The following is a 17,540-nucleotide window of genomic DNA, read 5'->3' on the forward strand; positions in this document are numbered from 1 at the left end:
CTAGCGGCATCGTCTTGCTGCAGCACCAAGTACTTTGAGTGTAGGAAAAAAACATTGATGAAAGGAGTAGCCTGTTGAAACTACTGGCATTAGATACCTCAACCGAAGCTTGTTCAGTGGCTTTAACTGTCGATGGCAACATTCTGACTTTAGATGAAGTTTGTCCTCAGCAACACAGCAAACGTATTTTGCCTATGGTGCAGCAGCTGTTGTCTGAAGCTGGCTTAACTTTGCAGCAACTGGATGGTTTGGTGTTTGGTAAAGGCCCTGGTAGTTTTACCGGTGTGCGTATTGGTGTAGGGGTTTGTCAGGGCCTGGCTTTTGGCGCTGAAATTCCTGTTTACGGCGTATCGACTTTAGCCGCTATGGCGCAAGCTGCGCACCGATTACACCAAGCCCATCAGGTGGTTGCTGCCATCGATGCCCGGATGAATGAAGTGTACTTGGCCAGTTTTCAGTTAGATGAGCATGGCCTGATGCAGGCGCTAAGCGCTGAAATAGCGGCAAAGCCAACGGATTTGCCTGGGCCTGTGTTAAAAGGCCACATTTGTGCCGTAGGTACGGGTTGGCAAACCTATCCACAGCAGTTGGAAGACTGGCACAAAACTGGCAATAGCGGTACAGAGGATCTTGCGCAAGTTCATCATAGTCCTGTGATTCTGTATCCTTCAGCCCAGGATATGTTGAGTCTGGCGGCAACCCCATTCCGGCAGGGGCACTTTATTGCCGCAGAACTAGCAGAGCCAACTTATGTGCGCGATGAGGTGACCTGGCAGAAATTGCCCGGTAGATAAACCCGTCGTCCTTGCAGCTGCAGCTGCGTTGACTGCGTCTTCTCGCCCCGGTCACATAGCTCGGACGGGGACAAGTTCAGCCCCTACGTTGCCTTGCTACAATTGCAATCAGGCGGGGACAAAGATTTATAAAAGCTACTTGGCGAAATGTTTTGCTAAGTTATACTGGCGCTATAGAAAGGCGAACTTAGAGCAGTTATGACCATAGCCGTTAGCCGCGATGTACCCAAGAGTCCCAATGTCGGACTGGTATTTCAGGGCTCGAAAACTAAAGCCGTTGAGGCTGATCAGCAAAGCAAAACAGCACTGGTGCCTGCAGGTACCGGTGTTCGTGCTGACGCCGAGGCTTTGTCTATGTTAGACCAGCAAGAGGCGCAAAAACGTACCATGTACGATCAGCCTAAACAGCGCAATCAACAAGCCTTAGATGCTTATGAGATGCTGGCCAATCAGGAAAAACGCGAAAAAGTTCAGCAAATGTTTAGCCTCGATCTGTACGCTTAACGCGCACTGCTGTTTTACAACCTCCGCTTTAAAATTCATGTAAAAAAATCAATGAAACTGGTCTGGTTGTGCTTTATGCTGTCTGCCTTATAAAAAAACGGATATGGATGATGTTCGAAAGCAAGGTGTTCCGACTCTGGTTTATTGCAGCTTTGACCTTGTGGTTTGTGCTTTTTTATCAGTTTAATCAGCTAAGTTTTTTACTGGAGCATTGGTACTACCCTGCCATTATGGTTGCAGGGGCCTTTGTCGCCGGTGTGACTCCCGAAGGTGGCGGAGCAGTGGCTTTTCCTGTGTTAAATATTTTTCTTAACATAGACCGGACTATGGCGCGGGATTTTAGTTTAATGATCCAAAGTGTTGGCATGACCAGCGCCAGTATTTTTATCTTAAGTCACAAAGCGAACAGGCTGAAAACCTACAGACCTTTATTGCTGTTTATTCCCCTGGCATTTATTGGCTTTGTGCTTGGTATGCAGCTGCTGCAACAATTGCCTGTTTATATTATGCAGGCGCTGTTTTTAAGTCTGATCACCAGTTTTGCAGTGGTGTACAGCTTTGGCAAACACAGAGGCAGCAAACTGACTTTGGAGCTAAGTAAACCGCTGGATTTCCTGTTGTTGCTGCTGTTGTTGCTCGCAGGTGGCATGTGTGCCAGTTTATTTGGTACAGGCGCAGATATTATTTTGTTCACTGTTTTGGTGACCCATTTCAGGATGCAGGAAAAAGTTGCAACTCATATGAGTATTATGTTGATGGCAGCTATTAGTCTATTAGGTTTTGGTTACAGGCATTTTGTTGACCAGGCTTTAACTGGCTATCAAGTGCAAACCTGGTTGTGTGCTTACCCTGTAGTCTTGCTGATGGCGCCACTCGGGGCCTATGTGTTGCACCTTATCAACAAGGAGATTATGTTGTATGCGATTGCCGTGCTTAATATCGGTCAGTTACTATATTTTCTCTGCCATAACCCATCATTGGACAAGCTGATGTGGGCTTCAGCTTTTACTCTGGTATTGTCGACTGGCTTTTATATCTTGATCAGAAGCTTAAGCCGCAAAGTTATCTCCAGAGCGCAAGCTCAATGTGCTGGACCTGTTTAAAAGATCCAAGTAGATGTCGGACACGTATACCTATGTATACATCTTTAAGAGTCTGAGTCTATGTCCCGTTACTGCTTGATTACAGGTGCCAGTTCAGGTTTAGGCCGTGAATTGGCTATCCAATATGCCAGAGAAGGTTGGCAGGTTATTGCTGTTGCTCGTTCTGTAAATGCGTTAAATGAGCTGCATCAGGAATACAGCACTATTCATGCGTTTCCTTTGGATTTGACTAATACTGAGTTGTTTATTTCAGCCGTAAATCACTTGGCTGAGCAAATTCCAGCTTTAGATTTGGTCATTTTAAATGCTGGTAGCTGCGATTATGTTGATGCAAATCATCTGCCTCTGGATATTTTTGAGCGGACCATGACATTGAATTTCCAGGCTCAGGTCGCTGCTGTGAAGTTGTTACTGCCTCTTTTACAAAAATCAGAGCAAGGCACTGTGGCTATAGTTAGCAGCCTTGCTCATTTATTTCCATTTACTAAAGCACAGGCCTATGGTGCTAGTAAAGCCGCTTTAAGCTATTTCGCAGATAGCTTAAGAGTAGATCTAACAGATTCAGGCATTCGGGTATGTCTGATTGAGCCTGGTTTTGTTGACACACCTTTAACTCAAAAAAATGACTTTAAAATGCCATTTCTGCTGCAGGTATCTGATGCAGCAGGTCGCATTCGCAAAGGGCTTGATGCACAGCAGCAGCGCATAAGATTTCCGAAACGACTGGTATTTAGTCTGCATCTGTTGAATTTACTGCCTTACTCGTTGCGCTGCAAAGTTGCAGCCGGGATGCGCCAACCATGACAGCAATCAACTGGCCGGTTTTAATAGGTTTTAAAGTAAGTTGGTTTGCCTTAGTGCTGTTGCAAAATCAACTCATAGTGCTGGTGCTGGTATTTTTGCTTTGGTCTTTGTGGCGCTGCAGTCAGGCGGAGCGTTTGGCTTGGTTGCTGTTAGCTGGTGTTGGTATAGCATTGGATTCGCTGCTGCAGTATGCCGGAGTTCTGAGTTTTACCGGCTCGACATGGTTACCACTGTGGATGCTGACGCTTTGGCTGGCATTCAGTTTGGTTGTGGTGAAGGTTTTTTCGGTCTATCTACAAAACTACTGGTTAGCAGCGCTTCTTGCAGCTGCGTCTGGTCCTATGGCTTATCTCGGTGGCTCAGCAGTCAGTGGTCAAATGCAGATCACTGCCACAACAGAAGCTTATATCGCCCTGGTTGTAGCTTGGGCTTGTTATGGCGTGTTATCAGGATGGAGCAGAAGATTCTATGCGTAAGATAATAGTTATGGTGGCAGTGCTGTTTTGTCTTAATGCACAGGCTATACCCACAGATGTGAAGTTGGTAGGGCAAGGACAATTCAGCTATTTGTTTTGGGATTTGTATCAGGCAGAGCTTTATACTCAGGATGGTGGCTGGAGTGATTATCAGCAAAGTTCTCCTCTGGTGTTAAAGCTGACTTACCAACGTAAAATAACAAAAAAAGACTTTATTGAGGCTACTGTCGATCAGTGGAAGCATTTGAAGGGAGAGGTTTCTGTGCAGCATAAAGCATGGGCCGGGCAGTTGGCCGAGATTTGGACCGACGTGAAAAAAGGCGATCAGTTAAGTTGTGTATTACTACCTGACAATAGAGTCGAATTTTATTTTAATAACAAACTTTTGGGCGAGGTTGCTGACCCAAGTTTTGGTCCGGCTTTTTTAGATATCTGGTTGTCTGAGCAAACCTCAGCACCAAAATTAAGAAAACAGTTACTGAACCTAAGCTCGGGCACATGAGTGCCAACCTTGGTCGGGGTAACGAATTCAATCAACGAAGTAAAATCCTTGTGTAAAGCAATTAGAGTCTTTGCTGAATGAATGTACGGATTTTTGTGGAGCTGAAAGTTTCCCGTCCAGCCTTAGCTGGTGATAGCCATATTGAGTAACTCAGAGAGGCGTGAAAATACGACTATTCAGTGGCAAGGCCTACTCCGGGTTTAGGTTGACTAATTTAGCTTATCTTGTTTTTCATCTTATTTACTTCAGATTTTTGTGTTGGCTACTGCAAGATTTCTTTTCGTTTATTTATTCATCAAGCCTCTGATTGTCGTTTCCAGGCTGTAAATCAGAATTATCATTTAGAAACAATTTGATAGGTCTTGCATGGGCTCTGTTGTCGGTGTTGCTGCTTATTTTGTTTTAGGTTGTTTTGCATACAATTAGTCATGTCTTTGATTTTTATCATAAATTTAACACCTGTGTTTTTTGCGACAGACGCCTGTTTAGCCGGGCTTTTGTTCCGCAAAAGCTGTTGACCACGGCAAATTAGAACCATTATCATCCGCCGCCGTTTTGGGAGAGCCCCAATTCAGGCGTGTTGTAGCTTCAATCAGCGCTCATGTTGATTGCCGTAAAAAACAGAGTCACTTCACAGTGACCCAGGGAGAAAAAATGTTTGTAAGTAGTAAGCTGTCAAAAGCAGTTAGTTTAGCAGTAGCTTTTGGCGCTGTGTCAGGCGTCACTTTTTCCGGTTCGGTACATGCTCAGGAAACTGATAGTGTTGAACGCATCCAGGTTACAGGTTCAAGTATCAAACGTACTGACTTTGAAGGTGCATTGCCTGTTCAGACTATTGATCGTGCAGCTATCGATCGTTCAGGTCTGGCTACCGCTGGTGATTTAATTCAGTCTATTCCTTCTATGCAAGGTTTTACTACAGATGGTGACTCTGTAGGTGGCGGTGGCGGTGGTATGAAAACCGCTTCGTTACGTGGTCTGGGTGCTGAATACACGCTAGTTTTAATTAATGGTCGCAGAATGGCGCCTCGTGGCTCAGGCTCCACTATCGATTTGAACTCTATCCCTCTGGCTGCCATTGAGCGTGTTGAAGTACTGACAGACGGCGCATCTGCTCTGTACGGTTCGGACGCTATCGCAGGTGTGGTGAACTTCATCACTAAAGACGACGCCCAAGGTGTGAATCTTTCCGCTCGTTACAACAAGCCACAAGAGAAAAACGGCAGCAGCGACAATTTCTCAATCACTGGTGGTTTAGGTAATTTTGATACTGATGGTTACAATGTGCTGTTATCTTACAGCCGTGATTCTCAGGAACAGCTGAAAGCTACAGATCGTGATTTTTCTAAATCAGGTATTATTCCGTTCAGCGTGAATAATAAAGATTATTATTTTGTCTCTGGTTCAGCGAATGCTATCCCTGGTAATGCTCGTTACTACTATAAAGATGCTGTAACTGGTGATACGAAAGATGTTACTTTTAACCCTTATGAGAAACAAAACGGCACCTGTGCACCGGACAACTTTAAATCTTCAACTGTCTGTCAGTACGACTTCACCACTACGATAGAAATTTTGCCAGAAAGCACACGTGATTCATTGATGTTGGGTACTGATGTTGCCATTAACGATGATACAAAGTTATTCGTTGATGCGATGTACTCTGATTTCTCTCAGACCACTCGTATAGCACCAAATGCTACAGGTTTCTTCCCTCTGGCTATCGACTCTGCTTTAGTTCAGCAATATGTAGTACCTTATATTGATCCTGCTCATTTAGCATCAGTGACCACAGTGCAAGCACAATGGCGTGCTTTACCATTGGGTGGCCGCTCTACCGAGTGGAATACCAAGTCAACTCATATTGTAACTGGTGTTGAAGGCGTGATTGATACTATCGATTACTCAGCTGCCTTTACTTACTCAAAAAATGATACGGACGAAAACGTAGCTGGTGGCTATCCGGATCGTCAGAAGTTCATGGCAGCTGTGCGCTCTGGACTGGTAAACGTATTTGAAACTCCTGATAAAATCAGCGCAGAAGGCTTGAAGGCTCTGCAGGATTCTCAATACTTCGGTAACTGGAGCAACGATACTACTGAAGTAAAAGGCGTTGATTTTAAAGCTTCAACACCAGTTTATGAATTACCGGCAGGCGATGTCTATATTGGTACAGGCGCTGAGTTCCGTAATACGCAGTTTGTCAGCACTTTAGCTGATGCTAACAGAAACAATCTGTTGTTGGGTGGAAACCCGAGTGCTGAGTATGATTTAAGCCGTGATAACTACGGTGGTTTTGTTGAGGTCATAGTTCCTGCTCTTGAGAATCTGGAACTGACTGGCGCCGTGCGTTATGACAACATAGGTGAAGTGACGTCTGATTTCGTCTACGACGCTGATGGCGTTGCTGCACCAGGCAGCTATAAAGTAAACGATTCCATGAATGACACAACCTATAAGCTGGCACTTCGTTACAATGCCACAGAGGATCTGTTATTGCGTGCTTCAACGGGCACTGGTTTCAAAGCTCCTTCAATGCTTGCTCTGGCCGAGCCTAAAGTTGAATTCGGTGTGACGAGCAGCACTTATGTGTGTCCATTTGCTGGTACTACTGATCCACTGGCAGCTTTATGCAGTGCTTCTCCGCAGCAGTTTGAAGCTTTCCGTCAGGGCAATGCCGCATTAAAACCTGAAGAATCTAAGCAATATACTTTAGGTTTTGTCTACGCACCTGATAACAACTTCAGCTTCAGCATGGATTACTGGAACATTGAACTGACAAACCTGGTGACTTCAGTTACTGAGTCTCAGATTGTGAATAACCCAGTGCGTTACCGTGATCTGTTTACCACTAAAGTGAATCCGTCTACTGGTCAGGAAGAACTGGCTGTTATTTTTGCCAGTGTCAACGTAGGTCAGTCTAAAAACTCAGGTATCGATTGGGATTTAACTGTAGGTAATGACTTATCTTTTGGTCGTTTAAGCACCACTTTAGCTGGTACTTACATGCTGGATAGTGAGTATACTCGTCCTGGTACTACAGATGACTGGATCAGCAGCTTAGGTCGTTTTGGTGATGACAATGCAGTTGTATTCAGAACCGTAGCGAAGTTCATCAATACCTTAAGCCATGGTGATTTTGCACACAGTGCTATTCTGAGCTACCGCAGTGGTTATCAGGACCAGGCACAGTATGCAAACAGCGCCTATGTTCGTTTAGATTCTGTAAACGGTGCTGGTGTTGATATGCAGCTGAGTGTTCCTTCGTACGCCACTGTTAACTATCAGACAAAATACCAGGCAATGGAAGCTCTGGGCGTAACCTTCGGTATCAACAACCTGAGTGACCGTGCTCCTCCATTGTCACTGCGTTCAGGTGGTGCTGGTCACCAGGTGGGTTTCGACCCGCGTTATACTGACGTGTATGGCCGTACTTTCTATTTAGGTCTGGATTACAAGTTCATGTAATCTAAAGAAAGCTGATAGGAACAGAACTAAAGCTGTTTCTTGAACAAAACAAAAACCCCACTGCTTGCAGTGGGGTTTTTAGTTTTCTGTTTCATTCAGCCAAAGTAAACTAAACTTTACTTTTTCTGTTGGATAAGCTCTATAAGCTTCGCAGCTATTTCAGTGTTATCCTGAAAGCCCGCAAATTTTAGTTTGTCTGCACCATAAGCCAGTACCGGCACATCTGCTGCTGTATGGCCACTGCTAGTCCAGCCTGTGGAAGAATAGTCGTCTATCCGTTGCTTTACTGCAGTAGCTAAAGCCTTTTGACCTTCAGTACGAGCTTTGCCCAACAGCTGTTGTTCATCTGCCGTTAGTTCCAGTCCGGTGAAACTTAACCAGGCTTGATAAAACACTTTATCGTCTTTTAACGCTAACAACTGTCCTGCTATATAGTCACCCGTATGTTTTGTTTTTTTAATAACATCACGTTTCCAGGCGTAATTACCATTGGCGCCCAAAGACAAGCCACCGGTTTCATGATCCGCAGTGATCACTAACAACGTATCAGGGTTAGCGTCGACATAAGCTTTTGCCACTTTAATTGATTCGGCAAAATCGTGCATTTCGGCCATAGCACAGGCAATATCGTTGGCATGACCACACCAGTCTATTTGGCTACCTTCAATCATCACGACAAAGCCCTCCTCAGCTGGGGATAGCAGATCCAAGGCTTTTTCCGTCATTTGCTTTAATGGCAAAGGTTCTGGATTATCCAGAGCACTGACAAAGCCTTTAGGGGCAAACAAACCTAAAGCGGGCAGCTGTTCCAGCGATTTCATGCCAACCCAGCTATCCGTATACTGGTAGCCAGCTTGTTTAAATTCTTCGACCAGATTTCGGTCTTTGCGGATAAAGTAGCTGGTTCCTCCGCCAAGCATTAAATCAGCCACAATACGGCCACCTACTTTATTGTCTATGTAATCATCAGCGATTTGATCATAGTTTTGACGGCTTGAGTCATGAGCTAAAAATCCAGCTGGTGTAGCGTGGTTAATTTGTGCTGTGACTACTATGCCGGTTTGCATGCCTTTGGCTTTAGCAATTTCCAGCATTGTGGTTAAGGCTTTATGGTCATGGTCTACCGCTATAGCACCATTGTAAGTTTTGTGTGTGCTTGACAGTGCTGTGGCTGCAGCAGCTGAGTCTGTTACTACCGTATCGTCATCAGGGTAAGTACTGGCGTTACCAATCCACAACTCATCAAAGACTGTAGTTTCTACTACTTTGGTGTCTGGATTATCCATGTAATAACGATAGGCCGCTAAATACGCCGGACCCATGCCGTCACCTATCATATATATAATGTTTTTTGGTGCGGCAATTGCGGCAGTCGAAGCACAAGCAAGACAAGCGATACTGATTAAACTAAGTTTTTTTAACATAAGAAGGCTCTATTGGGTGGCAGAAATCAGATTTTACCAAAGTAAGTTGAAAAGGCTATCTTACGCCAGTGACTGAATCATGACAAAACTGTAAAGGTTCGAACTACGACCAACAGACGTAAAAGTAAGACTGATAGAGGGTAAAACAAAACTTAGGATATAAATGTTGCAGAGCTGATCTCCCATGGCTTAGAGTAAGGATGGAACTAAAAGCGCAGCCCCTTATCTAACAGGCCGTGAAGTTAACGAGGTGAAGAAGTCATGAGTAAAAAGTTTGTTGTTGTTGCTTTGAGTCTGATGATGATGGCGGGATGCGCCAGTTATCCCGAGCAAGTGCGGATAGCTGAGAACGTAGCTCTGACCAGTTATGAAAATGCTGCTCAGCAAAACCTTGATTTTGGTACTGCCCGTTGGAGTGGCGTTATTGCTCAAGTGAGTAATAAAGCGGATAAAACCCGCTTGGAAGTTGTGTATTTTCCATCAGGCTCTAATGGACGACCTGCTGTTTCTGACCAAACAAAAGGCCGCTTTGTGGCTTACATCAAAGGTTTTTTAGATCCAATGGTGTACCAGCCAGGCAAGTCAGTCACCGTCTTAGGTGAGTTGACACGTTCTGAAACCGGAAAAGTCGATGAATTTGAATACCGCTATCCGGTGATGAAAGATGCAAGGGTCTATTTGTGGCCGAAACAGGAAGAACGGGTTGAAGTCATTGATACCTGGCCTATGATGCGTCCTTATCCCTATTACTGGGGTTATGGACCGGGCATACGAGTGCGCACCATTACAAAACAACAGACAACAACACAAGGTCCAGTTCATGTTGACAACAATAAACAGAATAAAGTGCAACCTTAATCTAATGCTGTTTGGTGCCGCCTTTTGTAGCGCTGCCGCCATGGCTGGAACCTCTATGCCCTCTGATTTAGCCTCTTTAGCCGAACATCCGTTTCGCAGTGCAGAGGACAGAGCGAGAAATCAGCACCGCCATCCAGTGGAGACCCTGACTTTTTTTGGCATTCAACCCTCTATGTCAGTGCTTGAGATCTGGCCTGCCAGAGGTTGGTATACTGAGATTCTTGCCCCTTATTTAAAGGACCAAGGCAAGCTTACTATCGCCAGCTTCCGTGTGGATGACGGCACCATGCAAGACGACAGAAAAATATTCTGGAGTCGGATCAGCGAACGACTGACGCAGCGGATCTTAAAACACAACGCACATTTTGGTACAGTCGAACAAACAGAGTTTGACCCGCCAGGTTACATGTATCTGGGCTTAGCCCAACAATACGATATGGTATTGAGTTTTAGAAATGCGCATATTTGGAATGAGCAAGGTTATTTACTGGATGTGTTTCGTGCTGTTTTTGACGTGCTCAAGCCGCAGGGGGTTTTTGGCATAGTTGAACACAGAGCCAGCCGTGTTTCAGAGATTTCCAGTTCTGCTGTTGAAGGATATCTGGATGAATCTTATGTGATTGCAGTAGCTGAACAAGCAGGTTTTAAATTGCAGGCGAAATCTGAGGTCAATGCGAACTCAAGAGACACTAAGGATTACCCAAAAGGTGTGTATGCTCTACCACCAACTTTAGCTATGGGGACAGTAGAGAGGGCTCGCTATCTTGCAATAGGCGAGAGTGATCGTATGACCCTGAAGTTCGTAAAGGCCACAAGCGAATAATGCTTGCGCTGGAGTTCCCACTGCCTGCCTTGTCTTTGGCTGGCTGGCAACAGGGGCCAGAATCAGCGCGAGTCATTTTGTGTTTGCATGGTTGGCTTGATAATGCGGATAGCTTTTTACCTCTTTCTGCTCATCTGTCAGATCTCAATTTGGTTGCTATAGATTTACCCGGGCATGGCCTGTCACAGCATCGCAGCCTTGATGCTCATTACCACTTTTTAGATTGGGTCCATGATGTTGCCACTCTGATTAAAAGCCAGGGCTGGCAACAGGTTGATATCATAGGTCATTCGATGGGCGGCATGATTGCCTCAGTTTTGGCTGCAGTGATGCCACAGATGGTACGCAGGCTGGTACTGATTGATAGTATAGGGCTAGTGACTGGCGACTCATCTGACATCAGTCAACAAGTGCGAACTGCTATCAACCACAGGTGGCAGAGCCCTAACAAACAAAAACCTGTTTACCGCGATCTACAGAGTGCGGCAGCAGCCAGACAAAGCCAGAGCGATTTTGATTTCAATAGTGCAGTTATTTTGACAAGGCGAGGAACCCAAGCTTGTTCAGGTGGCCTGATCTGGTCTGCGGATATTCGGCTGCGTGAAACCTCAGCCTATCGTTTAATGCAAAATCAAGCGATACAACTGCTCAGAGATATCCAATGCCCTGTATTGGCTATTCTGGCTAAAGACGGCCTGGAGATGATGCAAAAGTCCAGACAAGTTTATCAGAATTGTTATTCTCAGCTAAAGTTGGTTGAGCTTCATGGTGGACATCATTGTCATATGACACAGCCGGAAATGACAGCTGACGAAATTCGTCAATTTCTACTGTCCTGATGTTTTTTATGCTCTGCAATCCTGCAGAGCACCCTTAGGGGCCAGCTAAAAGCTGTTAAAAATCGTTCCTGACGATTTTTTATGCTCTGCAATCCTGCAGAGCACCCTTAGGGGCCAGCTAAAGCTGTTAAAAATCGTTCCTGACGATTTTTTATGCTGTTATAGTCATTGCCAGAACTGCCATTCTGCCGACAATTGTTAAATCCGAACAATTGTGGGATGATGCAATATTAGAGTAAAAACTCAGTGTTGCTTGTGTCAGAATAAAACTATGTCTGCGCACGGGACCAGAGCACAAAATTTAACTGCTATAACTACTATAACTAAAAAATAATAAATACCACGAGGAGAGGACAGTGGATCGAGTCTGGTCAAAAAATTACCCACAGGGTGTTCCGGTTGATATCAATGCCGATCACTATGCATCGTTGTTAGAAGTTTTTGCTGAAAGCATCAAAGACTATGCTGACAGAACAGCCTATATCAATATGGGCAAAAGTATCACTTACGCAGAGTTGGATAAGCTGAGCTTAAAGTTCGCTGCCTATCTGCAGAATCAATTGGGTTTGAAGAAAGGCGACGCTGTCGCTGTAATGATGCCAAACTTGCTGCAATACCCAGTATGCATTTTGGGTATTCTGCGGGCTGGTTGTGTGGTGGTGAATGTAAACCCACTGTACACGCCACGCGAACTGCAACATCAGCTGCTGGACTCACAAGCTAAAGCTATAGTTATTGTTGAAAATTTTGCTCATACCTTATCTGATGTGCAGGATAAAGTTCAGCTGAATCATGTGATCCTGACAAGGATGGGGGATATGTTAGGCCTGCTCAAAGGTTCGCTCGTCAACCTGGTGGTCAAACACGTTAAAAAGCTGATCCCGGCTCACAACTTAAAAAATTACGTCACTTATAAACAGGTGATAGCAACAGGCAATGCTGCGGCTTATAAAAAGCCAGTCGTCACAGGCGAAGACTTAGCTTTCTTGCAATACACAGGCGGTACTACAGGTGTCTCCAAAGGCGCAATGTTGACCCATAGGAATATGGTGGCGAATCTGGAACAGGCCGATGGTTGTATTGGCCCTGTGTTGACCAAAGGTCAGGAATTTATCGTCACTGCGTTACCTCTGTATCATATCTTTGCTTTAACTGCCAATTTCCTGATGTTTATGAAATATGGTGGTACCAATCTTCTGATCACTAACCCACGGGATATGCCCAATTTTGTCAAAGAGTTGGCTAAATATCCTTTTACCGCCCTGACAGGTGTAAACACCCTGTTTAATGGATTGTTGAATACGCCAGGCTTTGCCCAGCTGGATTTCAGCAGACTTAAATTGGCATTAGGTGGTGGTATGGCCGTGCAGCGTCCTGTCGCTGAGCGCTGGCAAAAGGTGACTCACACCAAATTAGTTGAAGGGTACGGCTTAACCGAATGCGCACCGCTAGTGACTGTGAGCCCTTATAATTTACCAGCTTATAATGGCAGTATAGGTTTCCCGGCACCTTCCACTGATATTAAATTGGTAAACGACGAAGGGGTTGAAGTGGCAGCTGATGAAGCTGGCGAAATGTGGGTGAAAGGGCCACAAGTGATGAAAGGTTACTACAACAGGCCTGAAGAGACAGCGAAAGTACTAAATGATGAAGGCTGGTTAGCGACTGGAGATATAGCTCGTGTTGATGAGCAGGGCTTCTTTTATATAGTTGACCGCAAAAAAGACATGATTTTAGTATCAGGTTTTAACGTGTATCCAAACGAAATCGAAGAAGTCGTTGCCATGAATGACAAGGTTCTGGAAGTGGCTGCTGTTGGTGTACCAAATGAAGCCACTGGTGAAGCCGTGAAAATTTTTGTGGTGAAAAAAGACCAGAGCCTTACAGATGCTGAATTAATTCAACATTGTAAGGAACGTTTGACGGGCTATAAAGTACCTAAGCTGGTAGAATTCCGCACAGAATTGCCAAAAACGAATGTGGGTAAAATCTTAAGGCGAGAGCTCAAAGGTTAATCCAGAAAAACCGGCTCAGGCCGGTTTTTTTTTACTAAATGTCGGCTACAGAAATAAAGAAAACTAAGGACATCAAATGACGTATCAGCTTATTACAACCTCCTCTGCTTTAGCTGCTTTTTGTGCGCAAGCCGCCCAAGCTGAGGTGTTGGCAGTGGATACTGAGTTTGTCCGCCAAACCACCTTATATCCAAAGCTTGGTTTAATTCAGCTGTTTGACGGACATCAATTGGTACTGGTTGATCCTTTAGCTATTGATGATTGGAGTTCCCTGCAGCAGCTTTTTGCAGATCCGTCGGTTTGTAAGGTAGTGCATTCCTGCAATGAAGATTTAGAAGCCTTAGCGACTAAAAACTTATTGCCGATAGTGCCTCTGATTGATACGCAACTGGCGGCTGAACTTGTAGGTTGGGGGGGGAGTCAGGGCTACGCTAAGTTAGTGCAGAGAGTCTGTGCTATAGAGCTGGATAAAAGTGAGTCTCGAACCGATTGGATAGCACGGCCTTTGTCTGAGTTGCAGTTGGACTACGCTGCTAAAGATGTAGAGCATTTACTTGATGTGTATCAGGCAATGAAAACTGAACTGCTTGCTAAAGGTCAATACGACTTGCTACTCGCTGAAGGTGAACATTTAATAGCACGGCGCTCTTCTGTAATTCCTGCATTATTTCGGCATCTGGACCTGAAAAATAGTAATCTGCTGACGCCACGCGAACTGGCGATTTTGAGAGAATTAGTGATCTGGCGGCAGCAGCACGCTCAGCAACAGGATATGGCCTTGGGTTTTATTTTTAAAGATCATCACTTACTTGATATTGCTAAACGTCGTCCGGGGAGTCTGGAGTCGATGTTTAATATTCCTGAGTTGCCGGGGCGTGAAGTACGTCGTTACGGCAAGACCGTACTGGCTTTAATTGAGCAAGCTAAAACGCTACCACTGGAAGAGTGTCCTCAACCTTTTTATCACACTGATGTATTTTTGGGTTTTAAAGAAGAGTTGCAGCGTATCACTGATGCAGTCAAAGCCGCGGCGAAAGCATCTGGTATTCCAGCTGAGTTTATAGCAGTACGACGTCAAAGCACAGAATACTTTAACTGGTGCTGGCGTGTTAGTGACGAGGACAGAGCTCAACTGCCTGTTCCGGAGTTTTTGCGAGGTTGGCGCAGGGAGCTTTTGCTGAAGTATTTACCTATTCCTGTTCATGTTCAGCCACTGAACTGAAGTTGTACCAGTGCCGTATACACGCGCAATTAAGCTATGGTTTAGTGCATTTTTTCGGCAAAAAACTATAGTTTTTTGCATAAACAGCTACTGATCTTAGCAAAAAATCATGTCGTAACCCTTTTGCAATTTTAACAATCAAAAGGGTAAAACAATGAAATGGATTAACAAACTTGCTGCTTTAGTTCTTACACTGCTTGTTGTCAGCGGATGTAATGATTCAGATCCCGAGCCAGAGGTCGTCGTTCCTGTCGTAAATGCTACTGTTAAAGTGGTTCACGCTGTATCGGATGCTCCTGATGTAGCCGTGAATGCCAATGGCAGTGTTGCCGTAGCTAATCTTGGTTTTGCCCGAGCCGCAGGACCTCTGGCAGTTGCACCTGGTACTTTCTCTACCTCTGTTGATGCCAAGCTGCCCTCAGGCAACTTGGCAACAGTAATACCAGCCACCCGACTGTCAATTGCAGAAGCCACAGATTACGTTATTTTCGCTGTAGGCAAAGCTGCAGATAGCAGTATTGAACCTTTAGTGGTTCAATTCCCGCAAACAGCCGTAAGCAGTGGTAATGTGCGCCTTCGCGTGGTGCATGCCGCTGCATCTGCTCCGACAGTAGACGTGCATTTAACAGCGCCGGCTGATGCACTTTCTGCAGGTACGGTAGCGGCAACCCTTGAGTTCAGTGGCGCCACAGGCGATGTCACAGTGCCAGCAGGAGAGTACAGAGTTCGTATCACTCCAACTGGTAGTTTAACCACAGTAGTCTACGATTCAGGTTCTGTAGTATTAGCTTCAGGTACCGACCTGACTATTGCCGCTCTGGACAGTCGTTTTGCAGGACCTTCACCTGTGTCTCTATTAGCTTTAGTGCAAGGCGGCGATACGAGTCTTGAATTATTAGACAGAGGGGCAGTCTCAGCAGTGCGTGTAGTGCACGATGTTTCCGACGCACCTGCTGTTGATGTGTTAGTGAACAACGTCGAAGCGATCAATGCTTTAGCTTTTCCAGATTTTACCGATTATACAGAGCTGACACCTGATACTTATAATGTAAAAGTGGCAGCGGATGCCGATAATGCTGTGGTGGTCATTGACGCCGATCTTGAACTGGCTGCTGGAGCTTTTTACACAGTGCATGCTGTGGGTGCCTTAACAGAAAACAGCATCGAAGCTCTGGTGGTTGGTGACCAGCCTCGGCGTATAGCGACAGCTGCACAAATCCGAGTGATCCATGGCTCTAGCCTGGCCGGTGCTGTAGATATTTATCTGACTGCAAACTCAGATATTTCCTCGGCCACTGCGGCTTTAACCAACGTAGCTTTTAAAGCCGATTCAGGTTATATCCAGGTTCCGGCAGGAGATTATTTTGTCACAGTCACAGCAACAGGCAGTAAAACAGCAGCTATAGGTCCTGTAGCCGTTACCTTAGATACTAATAAGATTTATACAGCGGTAGCCCGCGATGGTGAGGGGTTAACAGCGGATCTGGGATTAATCCTGCTGGATGACTTTAACAACTAACAACTAACAACTAACAACTAACAACTAACAACTAACAACTAACAACTAAAAATGGGGCCAGATCACATTGGTTACGCATAATCAATGTGATCTGGCCCCATTTTCCATTACTTTTTGTCGTCTGGAAAAGTAACGTTTAATTCCAGTACTGAAAGTTCGTCAGAGCTTTTTTCCAAAGATACTGAAACTTGATCGTCAGCAATATCAACATATTTTCGGATCACCGCCAAGATATCTCGCTCCAGTTGCGGTAAATAATCCGGACTGTTGCGTCTGTTGCGTTCATGAGCAACGATAATCTGTAACCGCTCTTTGGCAGTTGAAGCTGTATTTTTTTTCGTTGAACGGAAATAATCCAATAACGACATTCGCTTAGCCTCCAAATATACGTTTCAGCAAGCCTTTTTTCTCCACGTTCAGGAAACGGAAAGGCACATCTTCGCCAAGTAAACGGGCAACGGTATCTAAATAGGCCTGACCAGCATCGCTCTCTTCATCCAGGATCACCGGAGTACCAGAGTTGGACGCGTTTAACACTGCTTGAGATTCTGGGATCACTCCCAGCAACTTAATCGCAAGAATATCGCCTACGTCTTCGACGCTTAACATCTCGCCTTTGACTACACGTTCAGGATTGTAGCGGGTTAACAATAAATGTTCTTTAATGCCTGGCAAACCCTGCTCAGCGCGACGAGATTTACTGCTGAGCATACCTAAGATCCGGTCAGAATCGCGCACTGAAGAGACTTCAGGATTGGTTACAACTACGGCTTCATCGGCGAAATATAAAGCCATCATAGCGCCAGACTCTATACCAGCAGGAGAGTCACAGATGATGTAATCAAATTCTTCGGCTAGCTCGTTAAGAATGCGCTCTACGCCTTCTTTGCTCAGTGCATCTTTGTCACGGGTTTGTGAAGCAGGCAAAATAAACAGAGTGTCGATACGTTTATCTTTAATCAGCGCCTGTTTTAAATTGGCTTCGCCATTGATCACGTTGACGAAGTCGTAGACTACACGGCGCTCGCAGCCCATGATTAAATCAAGGTTTCTTAGCCCTATGTCAAAATCGATAATCACGGTTTTAAAACCGCGCATGGCGATACCAGTACCAATAGCCGCGCTTGACGTAGTTTTGCCTACGCCACCTTTACCTGATGTAACAACAATGATTTTTGCCATCGCAAAA

General features: G+C 45.1%; 16 protein-coding genes. 13 read left to right on the forward strand and 3 right to left on the reverse strand.

The features are described 5' to 3' along the window. Positions 1-74: 74 nt before the first annotated feature. The 7 genes from tsaB (at position 75) to EMM73_RS09250 (ending at position 7,651) form a co-directional block, all read left to right on the forward strand. Positions 75-794 (forward strand): tRNA (adenosine(37)-N6)-threonylcarbamoyltransferase complex dimerization subunit type 1 TsaB, encoded by a 720-nt coding sequence (tsaB, locus tag EMM73_RS09220; RefSeq protein WP_127686152.1) that lies wholly within the window; start codon positions 75-77, stop codon positions 792-794. A gap of 198 nt (positions 795-992) precedes the next feature. Further along, positions 993-1,298, forward strand: coding sequence for a hypothetical protein (locus tag EMM73_RS09225; RefSeq protein ID WP_127686153.1), 306 nt, complete (start codon positions 993-995; stop codon positions 1,296-1,298). A gap of 107 nt (positions 1,299-1,405) precedes the next feature. Further along, entirely contained in the window at positions 1,406-2,401 is a 996-nt protein-coding gene (locus EMM73_RS09230; RefSeq protein WP_261373371.1) for a sulfite exporter TauE/SafE family protein, read from the forward strand. A 60-nt stretch (positions 2,402-2,461) separates the two neighbouring features. Next, positions 2,462-3,205, forward strand: coding sequence for an SDR family NAD(P)-dependent oxidoreductase (locus EMM73_RS09235; RefSeq protein ID WP_127686155.1), 744 nt, complete (start codon positions 2,462-2,464; stop codon positions 3,203-3,205). Continuing rightward, on the forward strand, positions 3,202-3,681 hold the full coding sequence (locus EMM73_RS09240) for a DUF2878 family protein (protein WP_127686156.1): 480 nt from the start codon (positions 3,202-3,204) through the stop codon (positions 3,679-3,681). Before EMM73_RS09235 ends, EMM73_RS09240 begins: the two co-directional genes overlap by 4 nt. Continuing rightward, a complete protein-coding gene (locus EMM73_RS09245) occupies positions 3,674-4,183 on the forward strand; it encodes a chalcone isomerase family protein (RefSeq protein ID WP_127686157.1) in 510 nt (169 codons plus the stop codon). Before EMM73_RS09240 ends, EMM73_RS09245 begins: the two co-directional genes overlap by 8 nt. Before the next feature lie 654 nt (positions 4,184-4,837). Further along, positions 4,838-7,651, forward strand: coding sequence for a TonB-dependent receptor (locus EMM73_RS09250; RefSeq protein WP_127686158.1), 2,814 nt, complete (start codon positions 4,838-4,840; stop codon positions 7,649-7,651). A gap of 116 nt (positions 7,652-7,767) precedes the next feature. On the opposite strand, the gene EMM73_RS09255 is transcribed toward EMM73_RS09250, so the two are convergent. After that, positions 7,768-9,075: an alkaline phosphatase gene (locus EMM73_RS09255; RefSeq protein ID WP_127686159.1), complete on the reverse strand. Its 1,308-nt coding sequence runs from the start codon at positions 9,073-9,075 to the stop codon at positions 7,768-7,770. Between the two features lie 261 nt (positions 9,076-9,336). Here EMM73_RS09255 and EMM73_RS09260 point away from each other — a divergent pair, with 261 nt between their 5' ends. From EMM73_RS09260 to EMM73_RS09285, 6 genes are all read left to right on the forward strand, one after another. Then, complete coding sequence (locus tag EMM73_RS09260; RefSeq protein WP_127686160.1) at positions 9,337-9,933, forward strand: Slp family lipoprotein; 597 nt, start codon at positions 9,337-9,339, stop codon at positions 9,931-9,933. Between the two features lie 55 nt (positions 9,934-9,988). Continuing rightward, positions 9,989-10,756: a class I SAM-dependent methyltransferase gene (locus EMM73_RS09265; RefSeq protein ID WP_261373372.1), complete on the forward strand. Its 768-nt coding sequence runs from the start codon at positions 9,989-9,991 to the stop codon at positions 10,754-10,756. Continuing rightward, a complete protein-coding gene (locus EMM73_RS09270; protein WP_127686162.1) occupies positions 10,756-11,595 on the forward strand; it encodes an alpha/beta fold hydrolase in 840 nt (279 codons plus the stop codon). The genes EMM73_RS09265 and EMM73_RS09270 overlap by 1 nt, the downstream gene beginning before the upstream one ends. 356 nt (positions 11,596-11,951) lie before the next feature. Then, complete coding sequence (fadD, locus tag EMM73_RS09275; RefSeq protein ID WP_127686163.1) at positions 11,952-13,610, forward strand: long-chain-fatty-acid--CoA ligase FadD; 1,659 nt, start codon at positions 11,952-11,954, stop codon at positions 13,608-13,610. A gap of 76 nt (positions 13,611-13,686) precedes the next feature. Beyond that, positions 13,687-14,832 (forward strand): ribonuclease D, encoded by a 1,146-nt coding sequence (gene rnd / locus EMM73_RS09280; protein ID WP_127686164.1) that lies wholly within the window; start codon positions 13,687-13,689, stop codon positions 14,830-14,832. Between the two features lie 154 nt (positions 14,833-14,986). Then, positions 14,987-16,351: a DUF4397 domain-containing protein gene (locus EMM73_RS09285; protein ID WP_127686165.1), complete on the forward strand. Its 1,365-nt coding sequence runs from the start codon at positions 14,987-14,989 to the stop codon at positions 16,349-16,351. A 107-nt stretch (positions 16,352-16,458) separates the two neighbouring features. Here the strand turns inward: EMM73_RS09285 and minE are convergent, their stop codons facing one another. Then, positions 16,459-16,719 (reverse strand): cell division topological specificity factor MinE, encoded by a 261-nt coding sequence (gene minE, locus EMM73_RS09290; protein ID WP_008900582.1) that lies wholly within the window; start codon positions 16,717-16,719, stop codon positions 16,459-16,461. A gap of 4 nt (positions 16,720-16,723) precedes the next feature. Further along, complete coding sequence (gene minD / locus EMM73_RS09295) at positions 16,724-17,533, reverse strand: septum site-determining protein MinD (RefSeq protein WP_127686166.1); 810 nt, start codon at positions 17,531-17,533, stop codon at positions 16,724-16,726. Between the last annotated feature and the right edge of the window lie 7 nt (positions 17,534-17,540).

It is taken from the genome of Rheinheimera sediminis, assembly GCF_004005375.1.
GTDB lineage: Bacteria > Pseudomonadota > Gammaproteobacteria > Enterobacterales > Alteromonadaceae > Pararheinheimera.

Bases quoted from the DNA above. Each gene is read 5' to 3' on its own strand.
- EMM73_RS09225 (WP_127686153.1), top strand. From the start codon at position 993: ATGACCATAGCCGTTAGCCGCGATGTACCCAAGAGTCCCAATGTCGGA.
- EMM73_RS09230 (WP_261373371.1), top strand. From the start codon at position 1,406: ATGATGTTCGAAAGCAAGGTGTTCCGACTCTGGTTTATTGCAGCTTTG.
- EMM73_RS09235 (WP_127686155.1), top strand. From the start codon at position 2,462: ATGTCCCGTTACTGCTTGATTACAGGTGCCAGTTCAGGTTTAGGCCGT.
- EMM73_RS09240 (WP_127686156.1), top strand. From the start codon at position 3,202: ATGACAGCAATCAACTGGCCGGTTTTAATAGGTTTTAAAGTAAGTTGG.
- EMM73_RS09245 (WP_127686157.1), top strand. From the start codon at position 3,674: ATGCGTAAGATAATAGTTATGGTGGCAGTGCTGTTTTGTCTTAATGCA.
- EMM73_RS09250 (WP_127686158.1), top strand. From the start codon at position 4,838: ATGTTTGTAAGTAGTAAGCTGTCAAAAGCAGTTAGTTTAGCAGTAGCT.
- EMM73_RS09255 (WP_127686159.1), bottom strand. From the start codon at position 9,075: ATGTTAAAAAAACTTAGTTTAATCAGTATCGCTTGTCTTGCTTGTGCT.
- EMM73_RS09260 (WP_127686160.1), top strand. From the start codon at position 9,337: ATGAGTAAAAAGTTTGTTGTTGTTGCTTTGAGTCTGATGATGATGGCG.
- EMM73_RS09265 (WP_261373372.1), top strand. From the start codon at position 9,989: ATGCCCTCTGATTTAGCCTCTTTAGCCGAACATCCGTTTCGCAGTGCA.
- EMM73_RS09270 (WP_127686162.1), top strand. From the start codon at position 10,756: ATGCTTGCGCTGGAGTTCCCACTGCCTGCCTTGTCTTTGGCTGGCTGG.
- rnd (WP_127686164.1), top strand. From the start codon at position 13,687: ATGACGTATCAGCTTATTACAACCTCCTCTGCTTTAGCTGCTTTTTGT.
- EMM73_RS09285 (WP_127686165.1), top strand. From the start codon at position 14,987: ATGAAATGGATTAACAAACTTGCTGCTTTAGTTCTTACACTGCTTGTT.
- minE (WP_008900582.1), bottom strand. From the start codon at position 16,719: ATGTCGTTATTGGATTATTTCCGTTCAACGAAAAAAAATACAGCTTCA.
- minD (WP_127686166.1), bottom strand. From the start codon at position 17,533: ATGGCAAAAATCATTGTTGTTACATCAGGTAAAGGTGGCGTAGGCAAA.